This is a genomic window from Leifsonia sp. A12D58 (genome assembly GCF_047530025.1).
GTDB lineage: Bacteria > Actinomycetota > Actinomycetes > Actinomycetales > Microbacteriaceae > Cryobacterium.
The window spans coordinates 457991-476010 of the sequence record NZ_JBLJAT010000001.1 but is presented as its reverse complement, the minus strand read 5'-3'; the positions used below and the strand labels follow the sequence as shown (position 1 = coordinate 476010).

Below are 18020 nucleotides of genomic sequence, written 5' to 3'. Positions count from 1 at the left end.
CGAGGCCGAGGCCTGCAGATCAGAAGCGCAGCAGCACCTTGCCCGAGGTCGACGAGTCGCGTGCGACCTCGAATGCCTGGAGCGCATCTGCAGCATCGAACTCGTGTGTCACAACGGGATCGATGTCGAGGCTGCCGTCGGCCAGAGCCGCGATGACCTCATCAATCTCGTCATTGAACCTGAATGATCCGACGAGTTCGAGCTCGCGGGTGATGGCGAGTGAGATAAGCGCTGGCTGCTCACCGGAGGGCAGCAGACCGACCATGACGACACGTCCGCCACGGGTTGCGCCACGAACAGCGGATGCCAGTCCCCGGTAGCTTCCGGATGATTCGAAGACGACGTCTGCGTCGACGGCAGCAATGGCATCCGCATCGGTCGCGATAAGGGTGCGGGTCGCGCCGACGGCCGTCGCGGTTGCCAGCGGCAGCTCGTGCATGTCGGTGGCGATAATCTCAGCCGCGCCTGCGCGCGTGGCCACGGCGACAATAAGGGATCCGATCGGACCTGCACCGATCACGAGAACACGCTTCCCCGTCAGATCACCCGCACGGGAGACCGCGTGCCACGCGACGCTGGCCGGCTCGACGAGAGCAGCCTGGCGGAGCGACAGTCCGGCGGGAAGAGCGCGCAGCATGTGGGTGGGCAGGGTGACGAACTTCGAAAACGCGCCGTCGGTGTGCGGAAAGCGAGCAGCACTACCGAGGTAGGTGCAGCCGGGCGACAGATTAGGACGGTCGATGGGATAGCGGGCGCCGTCTCCGGCGCCTGGCGTTGCCGGATGCACGGCGACCTGGGTGCCGACAGCGGGGCCTGAACCGTCGATGGCGGCCCGGACGACAGTTCCGACGACCTCGTGCCCGAGCGTCATCGGCGCCTTCAAAATCGATTCACCGGCAGCGCCGTGCTGCCAATAGTGCAGGTCTGAGCCACAGATGCCGCCGTATGCGATCTCGACGATCGCTTCTGCGGCATCCGGAACAGCCACCGGAACGGTGTCAACGCGCAGGTCACCTGCGGCGTGGGCGACGACGGCGAGGGTTTCGCTGGGGATTGTCATGGGGATCCTCTTCGTTGAAGTGAGTGAATGGGCTGGCCGGGCCAGCGGGTGATGCTGGAGAACCGGGTTAGACGACGACGGTCATGCCACCGTCGATGAAGACGACCTGGCCGTTGACGAACTGTGAGCCGTCACCGGCAAGCCAGAGCGCTGGCCCCACGAGATCGTTGATGGTTCCCCAGCGGTGTGCGGGAGTGCGACCGAGAATCCAGGAGTTGAACTTCTCGTCGTCGACGAGGTTCTGGGTCATCTCGGTGTGGATGTAACCCGGCGCGATGGCGTTGATCTGCAGACCATGCTCGGCCCATTCGGCCGTCATTGCACGCGTCAGGTTGCGGATGCCGCCCTTCGATGCCGTATACGGCGCGATGGTGGGGCGGGCCAGATCGGTCTGGACGGAGGCGATATTGATGATCTTGCCTTCGCCGCGCGGGATCATGTGCCTGGCGGCTTCGCGCCCGACAAGGAATGCACTGGTGAGGTTGGTCTTCATGACGCGTTCCCAGTCGGCGACTTCGAGGTCAAGCATCGGCACGCGGTGCTGCACGCCGGCGTTGTTGACCAGGATGCGGAGCGGGCCGATCTCGTCTTCGATCGACTGGATGGCGGCCGCGACAGCGACGTCATCCGTCACATCGAATGCCAGGGCGAAGATCTTGTCTGCACCGAAGCGAGCGGCGAAGTCGGCGCGTGTTGCTTCGAGGCGTTCACCGTTGATGCCGTTCAGGATCACGATGGCGCCGGCGTCAGCCAGGCCCCTGGCGATCGCCTTGCCAATGCCACGGCTTGAACCGGTGACGAGAGCGATGCGTCCGGAAATATCAAACAGGTTTGACATGACTAACTGCCTTTCATGTAGTACTGCGCCGTGACGAAAACGGGAGAAGGCCGAAGCCCTCCCCCGTTCACACGACTAGAAGAGCCCGGCGATCAGGAAGATCGCGAGCGCAATCACGAAGCCGACGACAGCGACCAGGGCCTGGCCGACAGTCCACGTCTTCAGTGTGGTCTTGGTGTCCATCTCGAAGAAGCGGCTGACCAACCAGAATCCTGAGTCGTTCACGTGACCGGCGAATACCGAACCGGCAGCGAGTGCGAGCACGATTGCAGCGAGCTGGATCGGGCTGTAGTCGGTGTTTCCCATCACGACGGGCTGCATCAGCGCCGCTGCGGTGGTGAGTGCGACGGTTGCCGACCCTTGGGCGACACGCACGACGGCTGCGATCACGAAGCCGGCGACGATGACGGGAAGGCCGATCGCATCGAGTGAGTCAGCGACGGCGTTGCCGATGCCGCTGGCGCGCAGGACGCCACCGAACATTCCACCTGCACCGGTGATGAGGATGACAGAACATACCGGGCCGAGCGCGCTGTCGACGACGGAGTCGATGAGGCTTGCCGACTTGCCCTTCCTCCAGCCGAGCAGGATCATCGCGAGCAGCACGGTGATCAGCAGGGCGACAGGGGTCTCACCGAGCGTGCGAAGAACCTGGACCCAGCCATCATCGAGCGAGACGAGGCCTGCAGTTGCAGCCATGTTCAGGCCGGTGTTCAAGAAGATCAGTCCGAGCGGCAGCAGCAGCAGCATGAGGATGGTGCCGAGCTTTGGCTTCGATTCGAAGTCAGCGAAGTCACCCGTGCTTCCGCGCAGGATCGACGGCACCGGAAGGTCGTACTTCTTGCCGACGTAGCGGCCGAACAGGTGTCCGACGACGTACCAGGTGGGCAGGGCGACGATGAGGCCGAAGATCAGGACGAGTCCGACATCCGCTCCCAGTAAGCCGGTTGCAGCAACCGGGCCGGGGTGCGGTGGCACGAAGATGTGCATCACAGAGAAGGCGACGGCCGACGGGAACGCGTACATGAGGAACGAACCACCGAGGCGACGAGCCACGGCGAAGATGATGGGCAGCATCACGACGAGGCCCGCATCGAAGAAGATCGGGAACCCGAACATCAGCGAGGCGACGGCGAGGGCAAGGGGAGCGCGCTTCTCACCGAATTTGTTGATCAAGGCATCGGTGAGCACCTGTGCACCACCGCTGGTTTCCAGCATCCGTCCGAGCATCGCCCCGAGACCCACGAGAAGCGCGACGCTTCCGAGTGTGCTGCCGAACCCGCCGAGCAGTGTGGGCATCAAGGCCGCGGTGGGGATTCCGGTCGCCACTGCCGTGAGCAGGCTCACGATGATCAGCGAGAGGAATGCGTGCACCTTGAACTTCATGATCAGCACCAGCAGCAGCCCGATGGCTGATGCGGCGATTCCGAGAAGTGCGGGCGTCGAGAGCACCCAGTTCATCTCTAGGTCGGTCATCATTGTCCTATCTGAGTGGTGATCAGCCCGACGATTTCGGCGGGACTGCGTGTGAGATCAACCCGGACGCCGGCCTCAACAGAGGTCAGCGGCTCGAGCGTCGCGAACTGCGAATCGAGCAATGTGGGGGGCATGTACTCGTGGTTGCGGTGAGAGAGTCGCTCGGCGATCAAGGCCTGGCTGCCTTCGAGTTGTACGAAGTAGAGGCTGGGCACGATGTCGCGCATCATGTCGCGGTAGCTCACCTTGAGGGCTGAGCAGGCGACGACCAGCGGGTCGCCGTTGTCCAGCGCCTCGGCGATGGTCTCGGCGATGCGGGTGAGCCAGGGCAGCCTGTCGACGTCGGTGAGCGGATGCCCGGACGCCATCTTTTCCTTGGCTTCTGCGCTGTGCAGTGAATCGCCATCGAGGAAACGCATTCCGCGGGAATCCGCGAGCGCCTGCCCGACGGTGGATTTTCCACAGCCCTGGACGCCCATCACAATGATGGGCTGTTTTACATCAGTCATTGACGCTCCGCCACTCTTCTCAGACGCTTCTTTACATCAGATCATTTGGCGGTATCGCACCGAATAAATCAGATTTCAATGGGTTAACTTATCAGTTACATCTGCTCTGTCAAAATGAGCAGAACCCAACAACTACTGCGCAATTCGCATCCAGCCGCTAGCCTTGAAGACGGTCTGGAATCCATCGACCCCTAGGAGTGAATGTGTCAGACACCAGCGCAGCACAGGCGAATATCGGCGTGGTCGGGCTGGCGGTGATGGGCTCGAATCTCGCCCGCAACCTCGCTAGCCGCGAAGGCAACACCGTCGCCGTTTACAACCGCTCTCCCGAGCGCACTCGCCTACTCACCAGCGAGCATCCAGAGGCAGGTTTCGTCGCCTCTGAGACCATCGAAGACTTCGTCGCCTCACTCGCAAAGCCGCGCACGGCGATCATCATGGTCCAGGCAGGTAAGGGCACTGATGCCGTCATCAACCAACTCACCGAACTGTTCGAACCGGGAGACATCATCGTCGATGGTGGCAATGCCGACTTCCACGACACCATCCGTCGCGAGAAGGCAGTCAGCGAAACCGGCATCAACTTCGTCGGTGCCGGCATCTCCGGTGGCGAAGAAGGCGCACTGAAGGGCCCGAGCATCATGCCTGGCGGCTCAGCAGAGGCCTACGAGACCCTCGGGCCGATCCTCGAATCGATCGCGGCAGTTGTCGACGGGGTACCCTGCGTCACGCACGTCGGGACCGACGGTGCAGGCCACTTCGTCAAGATGATCCACAACGGCATCGAGTATGCCGACATGCAGCTCATCGCCGAAGCATACGACCTGCTCCGCAATGTGGGCGGGCACTCCCCCGCAGCCATCGCAGACATCTTCGCCGACTGGAACACGGGCGAGCTCGAGAGCTACCTCATCGAGATCACCGCAGAGGTCCTGCGCCAGGTCGACGCCAAAACCGGTAAGCCGTTCGTTGACATCGTGCTCGACGAGGCAGGCTCGAAGGGTACGGGCGTCTGGACAGTGCAGAACGCACTCGACCTCGGCGTTCCCGTCGGCGGAATCGCAGAGGCAGTCTTCGCCCGTGCAGTGTCGAGCCACCCTGAGCAGCGCGAACCGGTGCGTGCGAGCATCACCGCTCGTCCCGAGATCGCAATCGTCGGCCACACCTTCCAGGACGACGTGCGCGCCGCGCTCTACGCCTCGAAGATCGTCGCGTATGCGCAAGGCTTCGACGCGATCATCGCCGGCGCCAAGAAGTACAACTGGAACATCGACAAGGGTGCCATCGCCACCATCTGGCGCGGCGGCTGCATCATCCGTGCACAGTTCTTGAACCGCATCAAGGACGCATACGCCAACGACTCGTCGATCACGACGCTGCTGGTCGACCCGTACTTCGCCCAGGCCGTCACCGATGGTGAGGCGGCCTGGCGCCGCATCGTCTCGACGGCTGCTCTCAGCGGCATCCCGGTACCCGGGTTCGCCTCTGCGCTCAGCTACTACGACTCGCTCGCCAGCGAGCACCTGCCGGCCGCACTCGTTCAGGGCCAGCGTGACTTCTTCGGTGCGCACACGTACAAGCGAGTCGACATGCCCGGTACGTTCCACACGCTGTGGTCAGGCGACCGTACAGAAATCGAAACGCAGGGTTCATCCCACTAGCCACGTACTAACGAAGAATGGCCAGTCACGCACAGCGTGCCTGGCCATTCTTCGTGTTGTCGTCCGCCGTTTACGCGAAATCGGAGTTGTGGTCGTTATGAACTGCTGAGAACGACCACAACTCCGATTTCGCGATCAGAGAAACGACAGAATCAAGATCAAGAAAGACTACGCAGCACCGTCAAACATCGAGGTGACGGATGCATCCTCAAAGACTGCCTTGATGGCCTCGGCCAGAAGCGGCGCGATCGGCAACACGGTCAGTGTCGGGAAGCGCTTCTCTTCGGGTACAGGCAGGGTGTCGGTGACAACGACGGAGTCGATGGCCTCACACTGCAGCAGTTCGATTGCCGGGTCGCTGAACACGGCGTGCGTCGCAGCGACGACGACACCGATTGCACCGGCGGCCTTCAGTGCTTCTGCAGCCTTGACGATGGTGCGGCCGGTGTCGATGAGGTCATCGACGAGCAGGCAGACGCGGCCTTCGACCTGGCCGACGATCTCGTGGACCGAAACCTGGTTCGGTACCAGCGGGTCGCGACGCTTGTGAATGATAGCCAGCGGTGCGCCGAGCTTGTCGCTCCAGATGTCGGCGACGCGAACGCGGCCCATGTCGGGAGAAACGACGGTGAGAGTGGATGCGTCGAGCTTCTGCTTCATGTGCTCGAGCAGAACGGGCATCGCGAACAGGTGGTCGACGGGGCCGTCGAAGAAGCCCTGAATCTGTGCGGCGTGCAGGTCAACAGACATGATGCGGTCTGCGCCGGCGACCTTGAACAGGTCAGCAACGAGACGAGCGGAGATCGGCTCGCGACCGCGGCCCTTCTTGTCTTGACGGGCGTACGGGTAGAACGGAGCCACAACTGTGATCCGCTTCGCCGATGCGCGCTTCAGTGCGTCGACCATGATGAGCTGCTCCATGAGCCACTCGTTGATCGGCGCGGTGTGCGACTGGATGACGAACGCGTCGCTTCCGCGCACGCTCTCGTCGAATCGTGCATAGATCTCACCGTTGGCGAATGTTCGCGCGTCGGTAGGGACCAGTTCGGATCCCAATTCTGTGGCAATATCCAATGCCAGCTGCGGGTGCGCTCGCCCCGAAACTAATACGAGCCGTTTCTCACCCTTGGCCTTGATGCCCGACACTTAGTCTCCGCTCTCTGACGCCGCGTTTGCCGCGTCGGTTCCCGGGCGGTTGGCTTCTACCCAGCCGTCCATATTGCGCTGTGGAGCCACGTTGATAGCCAACGCGCCAGCTGGGACGCTCTTACGAACGACAGTTCCCGCTCCTGAATAGGCTCCGTCACCAATTGTAATCGGCGCGACGAAGACGTTGTGCGATCCGGTGCGCACATATGACCCAACTACCGAGTGGTGTTTGTTCACTCCGTCGTAGTTGGCGAAAATCGTGCCTGCACCGATGTTCGAGTGCACGCCGATGACAGCATCGCCCACGTAGCTGAGGTGCGGAACCTTGCTTCCTTCACCGATGGTGGCGTTCTTCGTCTCGACGAACGCTCCGATCTTTCCATCGGCGCAGAGGTGAGTGCCTGGGCGCAGGAACGAGAACGGGCCGACGGTTGCGCCGGCATCCACGACAGCGAGCGTGCCGTCAGTGCGTCGCACCGTGACGTTCTCGCCGATCTCGCAGTCGAGCAGCGTGGTGTCAGGTCCGATGGTCGACCCTGTCGCAACGACAGTCGAGCCGAGGATCTGTGTTCCGGGAAGCAGCGTGACATCCGCTGCCAGTTTGGCCTTGAGGTCGATCCAGGTGGTCGCTGGGTCCTGAACCGTCACGCCGGCAAGCTGCCAGCCGCGCACAATAAGTGCGTTCAGCTTGAGAGCTGCCTCGCTCAGCTGGGCGCGGTCATTGATGCCGGCCACGATCCAGGGCTCTGACACCGGCACTGCGCTGACCTCTGAGCCTGCTGCACGCAGCAGCTGGATGACATCCGTCAGGTACTTCTCTCCCTGCGCGTTGTCGGTCGTCAGGTTGGCCAGCTGATCGCGAAGCGCCGAAGCACCGAACAGGTACACGCCGGCGTTCACCTCGCCGACAGCGAGTTCATCAGGCGTGGCATCCTTCTGTTCGACGATGCGGTCGAATTCACCGTTAGCCGAGCGGATGATGCGCCCATAACCAGTGGGATCCTCCGGCATCGCAGACAGCACGGTGGCTGCTGCACCATCGGCGCGGTGAGCGGCGATGAATGACGCAAGGGTCGCGGCATCAAGCAGCGGAACGTCGCCGTTGATCACGAGGACGTCACCGGTGAAGTCGGCGGGGAGAGCAGCAACTGCCTGCTCGACCGCTCGACCGGTGCCGGGGATCTCATCCTGGTCGACGATGATGCTCTCGGGCAGCTCGGCTTCGACGACAGCAACAAGCCGGTCCCGCTCGTGCCTGACCACCGTCACGATGTGTTCCGCACCGAGCTCGCGTGCTGTCGCCAGCACGTGGCTGACGACGGGCATGCCGGCAAGCGGATGCAGCAGCTTGGGCAAACTCGATTTCATTCGAGTTCCCTGGCCTGCTGCTAGGACGATGATGGCGAGTGGATGTTCGGTCACGTAATCTCCCTGAAGTCAGTTCTCACAGCTCCGCCGCCAGGACTCGAACCTAGACCTAACAGCTCCAAAGGCTGTCGTGCTGCCATTACACCACGGCGGATAACGTCGACCAGGGCCGAGCGCCGCAGTCAAGTCTGCCAGATGTGAGCACCCACTCACGCGCGTTTTGCTCCCTGTGGCCGAGATACACAGGAGATAATAGACGGATGCCTGCCCATGATGAAGTCGACCGGATCGTTGACTCGTGGCTGCGCGAACGGCCTGACCTTGATTTTTCGCCTCTCCAGGTGCTTTCCCGAGTCGGTCGACTGTCAAAACACCTTGATCGTGCCAGGCGAACTGCGTTCTCTCGCTCTGAGCTGGATTCCTGGGAATTCGACGTGCTTTCGGCTCTCCGCCGAGCAGGCACGCCATATGAACTGAGCCCGAAGGCCTTGTTACAGCAGACTCTGGTCTCCAGCGGCACCATGACGAACCGCATCGACCGGCTCGTCGAGCGCGGTCTGGTCACCCGTCGCACCGATCCGAACGACGGTCGTGGTGTGCTCGTCGGTATGACCGAGAGCGGCCTCACCCGAGTGGATGCCGCCATCACGCGCCTGCTCGACGAAGAAGCAGACTTGCTCTCGACGCTGTCGGCATCCGACCAGGAACGCCTGGCCGGCTTGCTGCGCAAGCTGTCGCTCGACTTCGACTAATCAGGTACGCCAGCGATTAGCGGCGCATCGCCTTTCTGGCCAGCCAGTTGCCAAGGAACTGCACGACCTGCACCAGCACGATGATCACCAGCACGGCCGCCCAGGTCGCGACGGGGTTGAACTGCCGAAACCCATAGGTCAGTGCGAACTTTCCGAGTCCGCCTGCTCCGACTGCGCCGACGACGGCTGCCATGTCTACCAGGGCGACGAAGACGAAGGTGTAACCGAGGATCAGCGGGCCGAGCGCCTCTGGCAGCAGCACAGTAAAGATGATCCGCAGCGGGCTGGCACCCACCGACCTGGCCGCCTCGATTACACCGGGCGTGACGGTGAGCAGGTTCTGCTCCACGACGCGTCCAATGGCGAAGCATGCTGCAAGCGAGATGGCGAAGATCGCCGCTGGATTACCGATTCCCGTGCCCACAACAAGCCGCGACAACGGCTGGATTGCCGCGATGAAAATAATGAATGGGATGGGCCGGAAGAAGTTCACCGCCACGTTCAGCACGAGGAACACCGCCCGGTTCTCCAGGATGTTTCCCGCCCGAGACAGGTAGAGACCGAGGCCGATCACGAGTCCGCCCAGCCCACCGAAGAACAGCGAGAGGGCAACGATGTAGAGCGTCTCGACGCTGGCGGTCCAGAATTCGGGCATCAGGGCAAGCAGGGCATCCATCAGCGCACCTCCGTCACAGTGGTGAGTTCTCGAACGCGGCCAAGGGCTGCGTCGATGGTGGCGTCATCCGCTGCAAGTGACAGGGTGAGATGACCGAACGGCCTGCCCTGGATCTCATTGATTCCGCCGTAGATCACCTCGAACGCGATGCCGGCGGCTGCGAAGACTCCGAACACCTCTGACTGATTCACGACACTGTCGCGGAACGAGAGCGTCACGATGCGGCCGCTGTGGCGCTCGCGCAACACGGCCAGCTCCTGTGCAGACGGCACTCCGCGTACCACCGTGGAGACGAAGCGAGCGGATGCCGCCTGTTGCGGATTCGAGAACACGTCAAACACATCGCCGTTCTCGATCACCCTGCCCTTATCCATCACCGCGACCTTGGTCGCGATGGTCTGGATGACATCCATCTCGTGCGTGATGACGATGATCGTCACACCGAATTCTTCGTTGACGCGCTTCAGCAGCGCGAGCACCTCATGGGTGGTCTCAGGGTCGAGTGCGCTTGTCGCCTCGTCGGCGAGAAGGATCTGCGGCTGGGTGGCCAGCGCTCTGGCGATGCCGACTCGCTGCTTCTGTCCGCCAGACAGCTGGTCCGGATAGGCGCTCGCCTTGTCACCAAGACCCACGAAGTCGAGCAGTTCTGCCACGCGAGCGACGCGTTCGGCTTTGGGCATCCGTGCGACCTCGAGCGGATACGAGACATTCGCGGCCACCGTGCGGGAGTTCAGTAAGTTGAACTGCTGAAAGATCATGCCGATGCCGAGACGGATCGGGCGCAGTTCTCGTTCTGACAGGCCGGCGATGTTCTGGCCGTTCACCAGGATTGAGCCGGACGTCGAGCGTTCGAGCGCGTTCACGAGACGCACAAGCGTGCTCTTCCCTGCGCCGGAATAACCAATGATTCCGTACACGTCGCCGGCTTCAACGTCGAGACTGACGTTGTCGATCGCCACGACGGGGCTGCCGCCCTTGGTCGTCGGTGGGTAGATCTTGCTGACGTCTCTCAAACTGACGACGGGATGGGTTGTGCCTGGCATGTACGGGTTTCCTGACTCAAACGGCGAAGCGGTGGCCGCTATGTCCTGTGAACATCGCGACCACCGATTCAATAAAACGGTGTTGCTGCTACTTCTGTGCTTTGGTGTCTGCTTCGACCTTGGTCAGCGACGCTTCCAGGTCTGCGACAGGGGTCTTCAGCAGGATTGCGGAGCCGCCCGAAACTGCGAGCACGCCTTCCTGCACTTCCTTTGAGTTCTGGTAGATCTCAACGAGCTTCTTGTAGGTCTCGTTGTCCTTGTCCTCTGCACGTGCGGCGAAGATGTTGACGTACGGCAGCGCGTTGGCGTCGCTCGGGTCGTCCTGCGCAATGGCGTCTTCGAATTTGAGGCCGGCCTTTTCGACGAAGTCGTTGTTGATGACGGCGCCGGCGACGTCGGGCAGCGACGTCGCGGTGAGGGATGCCTCGAGCGCGGTGACCTTCACCTTGGACTTGTCGGTGTCGACGTCAGACAGGTCGGAGAAGATCGATCCGCCGGACTTCAGCGTGATCAGCTTGGCCGACTGCAGCACGAGGAGCGCACGCGCCTGGTTGCTGACGTCATCCGGAACAGCGATGGTGTCGCCGTCCTTGATGTCGGCGACACTGTCGTACTGGGTGGAGTAGAGGCCAAGCGGGTAGATCGCAGTGGAACCGACCGGCACCAGGTCTTCGCCACTCGATACGTTGTAGTCGGCGAGGTAGACGATGTGCTGGAACTGGTTGAGGTCAAGCTCGCCCGCGCTGACAGCAGGGTTCGGCTGCTGGTAGTCGGTGAAGTCGACAATCTCGACGTTGATGCCCTCTGCCTCTGCTGCTGCCTTGTAGTCGGCCCAGTACGGGTCGCTGGCACCGACGACACCGATCTTCACGACATCGTCGCTTCCGCCGGTGCTTGCGGCGCAACCGGTGAAGGCTGCGAGGAGTGGTACGACTGCGAGGGCAGCCAGAATCTTCTTGTTCACGTGTGTGTTTCCCTTTCGCTGTGTGCGCCTGGCCCGCATCGGTTTCGATGAGCGGGCGCACGCGGGCACAGAGAATCCACGTGCACATGCAGTGGGGGTCTGTGCCGCTGCGTCGCGAGGCACGTTTCTACGTTAGCCGGAGATTCTGCGGCCCCATGACCACTCCGTCACACAAAGTCACAGCTTCTGCGAGCGGATGCCGCCAGATCGCAGCATGGCCGAGATTTGCCCGTTTGAGGCCGGTGCACAAACACAACCGCGCCCGCTGTGGCGAGTTGCGCCCGCTAGAGCGGGCGCGCTTCGCTGCAACGGGCGCGGAGTATCGTGCGACGGTTGTTATCCGTTGATCAGCTCAGAAAGTTCGAGCCAGCGCGTTTCGAGCACTGCGACAGAGGCCTCAAGTTCCTGCAGCTGGCTGGTCAGCGCGCCGAGGCCCGAGTAATCGGACTGGTCGTGCTGGGCGATCTTCTCGTGAAGTGCAGCGATTTCGCTCTGGCGCTTCTGGATCTTGCGCTCGTTGGAGGCCAGCTCCTTCTGCGCATTCCGCAGCTCAGCACCGCCGACTGCAAGCTTCTTCGATGCCGTTGCCGACGCTCCTCCGCCATCCGTCGCAGCAGCTTCGGTCGGTGAGCCGGTGACGCCAGCCAGGCTGCCGCCCTTGCTCATCGCGATGTACTGGTCGACGCCGCCTGGCAGGTGGCGGAAGGCGCCATCCGCTACGGCGTACTGGTTGTCGGTGACGCGCTCGATCAGGTACCTGTCGTGAGAGACGACGAGCAGCGTTCCGGGGAACGAGTCGAGCAGGTCTTCCATCGCAGCGAGCATGTCGGTGTCGAGGTCGTTAGTCGGTTCGTCGAGGATGAGCACGTTCGGCTCGTCGAGCACGATGAGCAACAGCTGCAGGCGGCGCTTCTGGCCACCCGAGAGGTCTTTGACCTGGGTGGAAAGCTGCGCACTCATGAAGCCCATGCGCTCAAGCATCTGGCCGGGCGTGATTTCCTTGCCGCCGGCGACATACGAGCTCTTCTGGCGACCGATGACTTCACTGACGCGATCGTTCTGGATGCCGGCGAGCTCCTGGAGCTGCTGGGTGAGCACGGCGACCTTGATTGTCTTACCGCGCTTGACCGTGCCCTTGGTCGGCTGCACGGTGCCGGCGACGAGGCCGAGCAGCGTGCTCTTGCCCGCACCGTTGACACCGAGGATGCCGGTACGCTCACCCGGCGCGATACGCCAGGTGATGTCGTTCAGCACGGTCTTCTCGCCCGACTTGGTCGGGTAGGTCACCGTGACGTCGATGAGGTCGACGACATCCTTGCCGAGGCGCTGCATCGCCATCGACTGCATCGAGACAGTGTCGCGGGGCGGTGGCTCGTTCTCGATCAGCTCGTTGGCTGCATCGATGCGGAACTTGGGCTTGGCCGTGCGGGCCGGAGCACCGCGACGAAGCCAGGCCAGCTCCTTCTTCATCAGGTTCTGGCGCTTCGCCTCTGACACGGCACTCATGCGGTCGCGCTCGACGCGCTGCAGGATGTACGCCGCATAACCGCCCTCGAAGGGCTCGATCATCCGGTCGTGCACCTCCCAGGTCTGGTTGCAGACCTCATCGAGGAACCACCTGTCGTGGGTGACGACCAGCAGGCCGCCGGAGTTCTGGGCCCAGCGGGTCTTCAAGTGACCGGCGAGCCAGGAGATGCCTTCGACGTCAAGGTGGTTAGTGGGCTCATCGAGAATCACGATGTCGTGATCGCCGACGAGAACAGCGGCCAGGGCGACGCGGCGGCGCTGGCCACCTGACAGGTCGTCGACGAGCGCATCCCATGGGATGTCACGGACGAGTCCGCCGATGACGTCGCGGACCTTGGAGTCGCCTGCCCAGACGTGCTCGTCGATGCCGCCGACGATCGCGTGACCGACGGTGACACCCTGAACGAGGTCGTCTGACTGGTCGAGGATGCCCATCGTGACCCCGCGGCGGCGTGTGACGCGGCCGGAGTCGGGCTCCATGCGGCCAGCGAGAAGCTTCAGCAGGGTTGACTTGCCGTCGCCATTACGGCCGACGATACCGATGCGGTCGCCCTCATCGATGCCGGCGGTGACGCTGTCGAAGATGACGCGGGTAGGAAATTCGAGGTGCAGGGACTCAGCCCCGAGCAAATGTGCCATTGTGCCTCCGAGTTTACCGGAACCAGCTGGGAGGTCGGGTGCGGGTGGTCGGGAGACGGGTGGCCGGGAGGCTGGTGGCCGGGTGCGTGGTGATGTGGTGCAGGGAGATGTGGTGCAGGGTACTGTCTCCTCCACAGGCTGCGGCCGCGTGACTTCTCCACAGATGCGCGGAGACTATAGAACATATCTTCGATACTTGGAATGATTGCTCTATGGATGTTTCGACTACTTTCCCCGATGTGGCAACCGGCTCTCAAGCCGAGCCGACGCGTGCTTTCGCGGCTGAGGTGGCGCACCCTTTTGCGGTGGATGTTCCGGTGGTCGTTGCAGTTGATGTTGCAGTTGATGTTGCAGTCGGAGCTTGTTCACCACAGATGGTGGTCTCATGACTCTCATCGCCCCAGATCCCGCAGTGGGCGAAGTCGCAACCGCCGTCGCGGCCGAGCTCTCTCCCCTCGACGCTCTCGACTACGCCCGCCAGCAGTGCGCCGCAGCTCTGGCGCGTATCGATTTTGCTCGATTGAGTGACGACAATTCGATCAGGGCCTTGGGTTCGGTCGAAGCTCTCGGTCGGGTGGCGGATATGGCGCGGGTTGTGGTGGCGGCCGATGTGGAGCGGCGTTCAGCGAAGTGGCTGGGCAAGGATTCTCTGGCCCGTAAGCGTGGCTGCAGTAACGGGACCGACCTGGTCATCCTCGTGACCAGGGCGGCCGGCCGAGAAATCGTACGGCGCCTGAAGCTCGGCAACCAGGTGCGACCCCGATACGAGCTGACGCAGGTGTTGCCACCGCTGTTCCCGGTCGTCGCCGACGCTTTGGCCAATGGTGACTTAGGCATCGATGCCGCGGAGGCCATCGTGACCGGTCTCGGTGAGCTGCGTTCCCGGGTAGATCCCGACCTGCTCGAGGTCGCCGAGGAAGCGTTGGTTGCGGCGGCGACGGGGCTCGAGTCGGAGTCGACCGAGGGCATGCCCAACGCCGGGTTCGCATTCGATGCGGATTCGATCCGCGGGCAGGTGACCGTGTGGGCAGCCCGTCTCGACCCGGATGGTGCCGCCCCCAACGACGATATTTATGAGGCACGCAGCAACATCGACTTCGGCCCATTCTGCAACGGCCTCTACCCGCTGAGGGGAGGCGTGACGCCCGAGCTGCGCGGCATCATGGACGGCATTACCGACACGTACCTCTCCGCGCACACGGAGACTCCGGGCAACGGTGGCCTCCGCCCGGATGCCCATCTAGCTGACCCGGACGGCGCGGCCACGAGTGCGCTAGAGAAGGTCGACGGCCCGGCGTTCCCGTCGGCAGCCGAGCAAGCCGCCGAGCAAGCCGCTGAGGCCGAGCGTCAAGCCCGCATCGATGCGGGTGAGTTGCCGGATGACCCGATCGCGTTCGATGACCGGTCGAATGGCGAGAAGCGCGCCGACATCCTCCGCGCAGTGTTCGACCACGCAGCCCGCGACCCACAGACACCGACAATGGGCGGGTCAGCCCCAACGGTCATGGTGCACGTGAATGCCCGCGATCTCGCCGACGGCCACGGTGTCGGTTGGATCGACGGCGTCGACGCGCCGGTGGCGATGCGCACGGTGAAGCAGATGATCTGCGCCGGTGGTTTTCAGGAGATCGTCCTTGGCGAGAACAACGAGGTCCTCTCCCTTGGCCACGAGGAACGGTTCTTCAACCGGAGGCAACGCCGGGCGATGACCGCCCGCGACGGAGGATGCGTCATCCCCGGCTGCACCACCCCACCCGCCTGGACCGAAGGCCACCACGTGATCCCGTGGGCTATCAACCAGAAGACAGACATCAGTAACGGGGTCAATTCTTAATACGACCGTCTGAGTACTTCGATTGCCGCCGATGCCTTCATGCCAACCAACTGTGTTGCATTCATCAAGCCCTGGAGAGATACCTCGTCGCCGAGCACTGAGGCTGTCAGCCTCTCATTGTCGATGAGACGAAGGTGCATGGCCGGAGCGTCGCCAATTATGACCAATCGATCCTTTGGGCCGATGTTTCGGTCCGCAACAATTGATTGGCCAGAGAGGAAGAACTTGTCGAGCCGCTCGTCGAAGTGCTCTAGGCCATTGCGTACTTTCCTGCTTTCCAGAATTGGTAGACCTTTGATGGCGGTCAGCTCCCGCAGCCGTCGAGCCCTCGCGATCGTAAATGCGCGCTGCGTTTCTTCATCGCTGGTCAGACTGTCTCCATTTGCATTCCGCGATGGAGGCTGTGGCCACAAGAGCTTTGAAATCAGCGCTGCGGCACCGAGTAGAGCCTGGACCGAGGCAAAGGCTCGCGCGACACCCCTAGCTCCGCCAGCCAGGGCAGCATTGAAGTCGGCAACAGCTAGTTCGGCCGCTTCGGCTTGATTCACCAACTCACCCAAGTACGTCTGGATCGTCCAGTCATCGATTCGGTTGGATTCAGGTTCTGCCATGCCCTTACGGTAAGGGTTGCGCGGCGTAGCCGCGCGCTTTACTTGAATCTGCAACGTAACTCGGGACCGGACTAACCCCTTGGTCGGCAAGGTTTCCGGCGCGCCTCGCGCGTCGGAAACCGCGGCAGCTGTGTAAACGCTGAAAGTGGATAGCTGGGCCTTTCGCCGACTGAGGCAGTCAGCCATGCTGGGTTTTGCGAGAGCCGTCTTCGGACGAGCTGCGGAACAACAGGTGCCTCCCACGAGCCTGCCGCGACAAAAAAATTGTAGAGGGGCCCTAGTGGGAGGGGCTGAGTGACATCATCAGCCCGGTGCCCATCACTCACTTTGGCAGCAGCGAATATTTGGGGCCTTCCCTGTCGCTGCGTCCAAATGAGGCCCCTTGCTCTCGTCAACCCCTTCGCCTTCGCTCGCCGCCCTTCGCCGCCCCGATGCGGGCTGGCAGTTCAGCCTCTACCCCGACGCCGGGGAGGGCGGCGGCTCGTTCCAATACTCGGTGCGCCGGGTGCCGGAGTACGTGGCTGCCGGGTCGGCGCAGGACCCGGAGAGGGCCGCTGCCGAGGCGGGCCGTCGGGCTCGAGCCAAGCTTCGCAGGTATTGCGCGGCGAACCGCGGAGCGCAGCTGATCCATACGGGCATATTAGCGATCAACCAGCAATGGAGTGCTCCTGTGTTGGTATCACCACCACAGTATTGAGACATCCGGTTGGAAACTTCGGATGGTCAACGGGTCACCCCAGGTCAAGGCGCCACCCTGGCTTGACCCCTCGAGAACGTGGCGGCCCGGCGGGCAGCATCGCGCCACGGCAAGCAGCACCAGCACCAGCACCAGCGGCGACGGCACCAGGACGCCCGCACTCACCAACACCAACGAGCTCAATCGTGAATGAGACGGGCTCCATGTACGGGACCAACGGCACGCACGGCGTTCAGTCGCGCAGCAGACAGCGCCACCTGCAATTCGAGCGCACTGTCGGAGTCTGGTACCAGGAAGGCAACCGTGGGACCGGAGCCCGAGACCATGGCAGCCAGCGCTCCGTTCTCTTCGCCCAGCTCGAGCACGGATCCCAGACCAGGCGCCAACTGAAGCGCCGCAGCCTGCAGGTCGTTCTGCATCGATTCGGCAAGCATCACCGGGTCACCGGCACGCAGCGCCTGCAACACATCCGGGTCGACAGTCGGCTGCAGCTGTGCCGGGAAAATGTCCTGTGCATGACGCTCCCTGTGGCGATCCAGCTCGGTGTACACAGCAGGAGTCGACAGCCCGAACTCGGCAAGCGCGAACACCCAGTGGAACTGACCCTTGGCCAGTGCCGGGCTCAGTTCGTCACCTCGACCGGTACCGACAGCCGTCCCGCCGGTGAGGGCGAACGGGATGTCTGCGCCCAGGGTTGCAGCGATGGCAAGCAGCTCATCCTTCGAGGCCTCAGTGCCCCAGAGTGCGTCGCAGGCGAGCAATGAGGCAGCGGCATCCGCTGACCCGCCACCCATTCCACCGGCGATGGGCACGTTCTTTTCGATCTCGAGACGCACTCCCCCGCGGTAACCGGCCTGACGGGCCAGAGCGCGCGCCGCCTTGATCGCGAGGTTGCTGCCATCGGTCGTCAGCTCAGAGGTATCGACCGAACCGCTGAATGAGACAGAGAAGTCTGCCGCCGGGTACGCGCGCACGTCTTCATACAGCGATACCGCCTGGTATGCCGTTGCAACTTCGTGGTAGCCGTCGTCAAGTACAGCGCCGACTTTGAGAAAGACATTGATCTTTCCTGGAGCTCTCGCGTGTACGACCTGAGAGGGGCCCGAGACAGTCATGTAACTAACCTATTCCAGCGCGCGAGGCGCCTCTGACGCGGCCGCTGCATCAAGCTGACAGCACCGCCCCTGCCATCGTGTTTCATTCGTGCGAACCTTCC

At 62.7% G+C, this 18020-nt stretch carries 16 protein-coding genes and 1 tRNA gene; 3 read left to right on the top strand and 14 right to left on the bottom strand.

Features of this window, described 5'->3' with window-relative positions; translation table 11 throughout:
• Positions 1 to 19: 19 nt before the first annotated feature.
• The 4 genes from ACMT3I_RS02285 to ACMT3I_RS02270 form a co-directional block, all read right to left on the bottom strand.
• Positions 20 to 1060 (bottom strand): L-idonate 5-dehydrogenase, encoded by a 1041-nt coding sequence (locus ACMT3I_RS02285; RefSeq protein WP_414802820.1) that lies wholly within the window; start codon positions 1058 to 1060, stop codon positions 20 to 22.
• Between the two features lie 67 nt (positions 1061 to 1127).
• Positions 1128 to 1898 (bottom strand): SDR family oxidoreductase, encoded by a 771-nt coding sequence (locus ACMT3I_RS02280; protein ID WP_414802819.1) that lies wholly within the window; start codon positions 1896 to 1898, stop codon positions 1128 to 1130.
• Positions 1899 to 1973: 75 nt separating this feature from the next.
• Positions 1974 to 3377 (bottom strand): GntP family permease, encoded by a 1404-nt coding sequence (locus ACMT3I_RS02275; RefSeq protein ID WP_414802818.1) that lies wholly within the window; start codon positions 3375 to 3377, stop codon positions 1974 to 1976.
• A complete protein-coding gene (locus tag ACMT3I_RS02270) occupies positions 3374 to 3883 on the bottom strand; it encodes a gluconokinase (RefSeq protein ID WP_414802817.1) in 510 nt (169 codons plus the stop codon). The genes ACMT3I_RS02275 and ACMT3I_RS02270 overlap by 4 nt, the downstream gene beginning before the upstream one ends.
• Before the next feature lie 203 nt (positions 3884 to 4086).
• On the opposite strand from ACMT3I_RS02270, the gene gndA reads away from it, so the two are divergent.
• A complete protein-coding gene (gene gndA / locus ACMT3I_RS02265) occupies positions 4087 to 5544 on the top strand; it encodes an NADP-dependent phosphogluconate dehydrogenase (RefSeq protein ID WP_414802816.1) in 1458 nt (485 codons plus the stop codon).
• 168 nt (positions 5545 to 5712) lie between these two features.
• On the opposite strand, the gene ACMT3I_RS02260 is transcribed toward gndA, so the two are convergent.
• The 3 genes from ACMT3I_RS02260 to ACMT3I_RS02250 form a co-directional block, all read right to left on the bottom strand.
• Positions 5713 to 6690: a ribose-phosphate diphosphokinase gene (locus ACMT3I_RS02260; protein ID WP_414802815.1), complete on the bottom strand. Its 978-nt coding sequence runs from the start codon at positions 6688 to 6690 to the stop codon at positions 5713 to 5715.
• Positions 6691 to 8115 carry a bifunctional UDP-N-acetylglucosamine diphosphorylase/glucosamine-1-phosphate N-acetyltransferase GlmU gene (glmU, locus tag ACMT3I_RS02255; protein ID WP_414802814.1) on the bottom strand — a complete coding sequence of 475 codons (1425 nt, stop codon included), beginning with the start codon at positions 8113 to 8115 and terminating at the stop codon, positions 6691 to 6693. It lies immediately after the preceding gene.
• A 28-nt stretch (positions 8116 to 8143) separates the two neighbouring features.
• Positions 8144 to 8215, bottom strand: a tRNA-Gln gene (locus ACMT3I_RS02250).
• A 106-nt stretch (positions 8216 to 8321) separates the two neighbouring features.
• Between ACMT3I_RS02250 and ACMT3I_RS02245 the strand changes: the two genes are divergently transcribed.
• The gene (locus ACMT3I_RS02245; RefSeq protein ID WP_414802813.1) at positions 8322 to 8813 is read left to right on the top strand and encodes a MarR family winged helix-turn-helix transcriptional regulator; all 492 of its coding nucleotides are present in this window, start codon (positions 8322 to 8324) and stop codon (positions 8811 to 8813) included.
• Between the two features lie 16 nt (positions 8814 to 8829).
• Here the strand turns inward: ACMT3I_RS02245 and ACMT3I_RS02240 are convergent, their stop codons facing one another.
• The 4 genes from ACMT3I_RS02240 to ACMT3I_RS02225 all read right to left on the bottom strand — a co-directional run bounded on the left by ACMT3I_RS02240 (position 8830) and on the right by ACMT3I_RS02225 (position 13662).
• A complete protein-coding gene (locus ACMT3I_RS02240) occupies positions 8830 to 9489 on the bottom strand; it encodes a methionine ABC transporter permease (RefSeq protein WP_414802812.1) in 660 nt (219 codons plus the stop codon).
• Entirely contained in the window at positions 9489 to 10532 is a 1044-nt protein-coding gene (locus ACMT3I_RS02235; RefSeq protein WP_414802811.1) for a methionine ABC transporter ATP-binding protein, read from the bottom strand. Before ACMT3I_RS02235 ends, ACMT3I_RS02240 begins: the two co-directional genes overlap by 1 nt.
• A gap of 88 nt (positions 10533 to 10620) precedes the next feature.
• A complete protein-coding gene (locus ACMT3I_RS02230; RefSeq protein WP_414802810.1) occupies positions 10621 to 11496 on the bottom strand; it encodes a MetQ/NlpA family ABC transporter substrate-binding protein in 876 nt (291 codons plus the stop codon).
• A gap of 336 nt (positions 11497 to 11832) precedes the next feature.
• Positions 11833 to 13662, bottom strand: a complete 1830-nt coding sequence (locus ACMT3I_RS02225; protein ID WP_414802809.1) for an ABC-F family ATP-binding cassette domain-containing protein — start codon at positions 13660 to 13662, stop codon at positions 11833 to 11835.
• A 385-nt stretch (positions 13663 to 14047) separates the two neighbouring features.
• Here ACMT3I_RS02225 and ACMT3I_RS02220 point away from each other — a divergent pair, with 385 nt between their 5' ends.
• Positions 14048 to 15496 carry a DUF222 domain-containing protein gene (locus tag ACMT3I_RS02220; protein ID WP_414802808.1) on the top strand — a complete coding sequence of 483 codons (1449 nt, stop codon included), beginning with the start codon at positions 14048 to 14050 and terminating at the stop codon, positions 15494 to 15496.
• Here ACMT3I_RS02220 and ACMT3I_RS02215 read toward each other — a convergent pair.
• The 3 genes from ACMT3I_RS02215 to ACMT3I_RS02205 form a co-directional block, all read right to left on the bottom strand.
• Positions 15493 to 16107 (bottom strand): hypothetical protein, encoded by a 615-nt coding sequence (locus tag ACMT3I_RS02215; protein WP_414802807.1) that lies wholly within the window; start codon positions 16105 to 16107, stop codon positions 15493 to 15495. The genes ACMT3I_RS02220 and ACMT3I_RS02215 overlap by 4 nt on opposite strands.
• A 679-nt stretch (positions 16108 to 16786) precedes the next feature.
• Positions 16787 to 16987 carry a hypothetical protein gene (locus ACMT3I_RS02210; RefSeq protein WP_414802806.1) on the bottom strand — a complete coding sequence of 67 codons (201 nt, stop codon included), beginning with the start codon at positions 16985 to 16987 and terminating at the stop codon, positions 16787 to 16789.
• Positions 16984 to 17919, bottom strand: a complete 936-nt coding sequence (locus tag ACMT3I_RS02205; protein ID WP_414802805.1) for a 4-(cytidine 5'-diphospho)-2-C-methyl-D-erythritol kinase — start codon at positions 17917 to 17919, stop codon at positions 16984 to 16986. The genes ACMT3I_RS02210 and ACMT3I_RS02205 overlap by 4 nt, the downstream gene beginning before the upstream one ends.
• Positions 17920 to 18020: the final 101 nt, after the last annotated feature.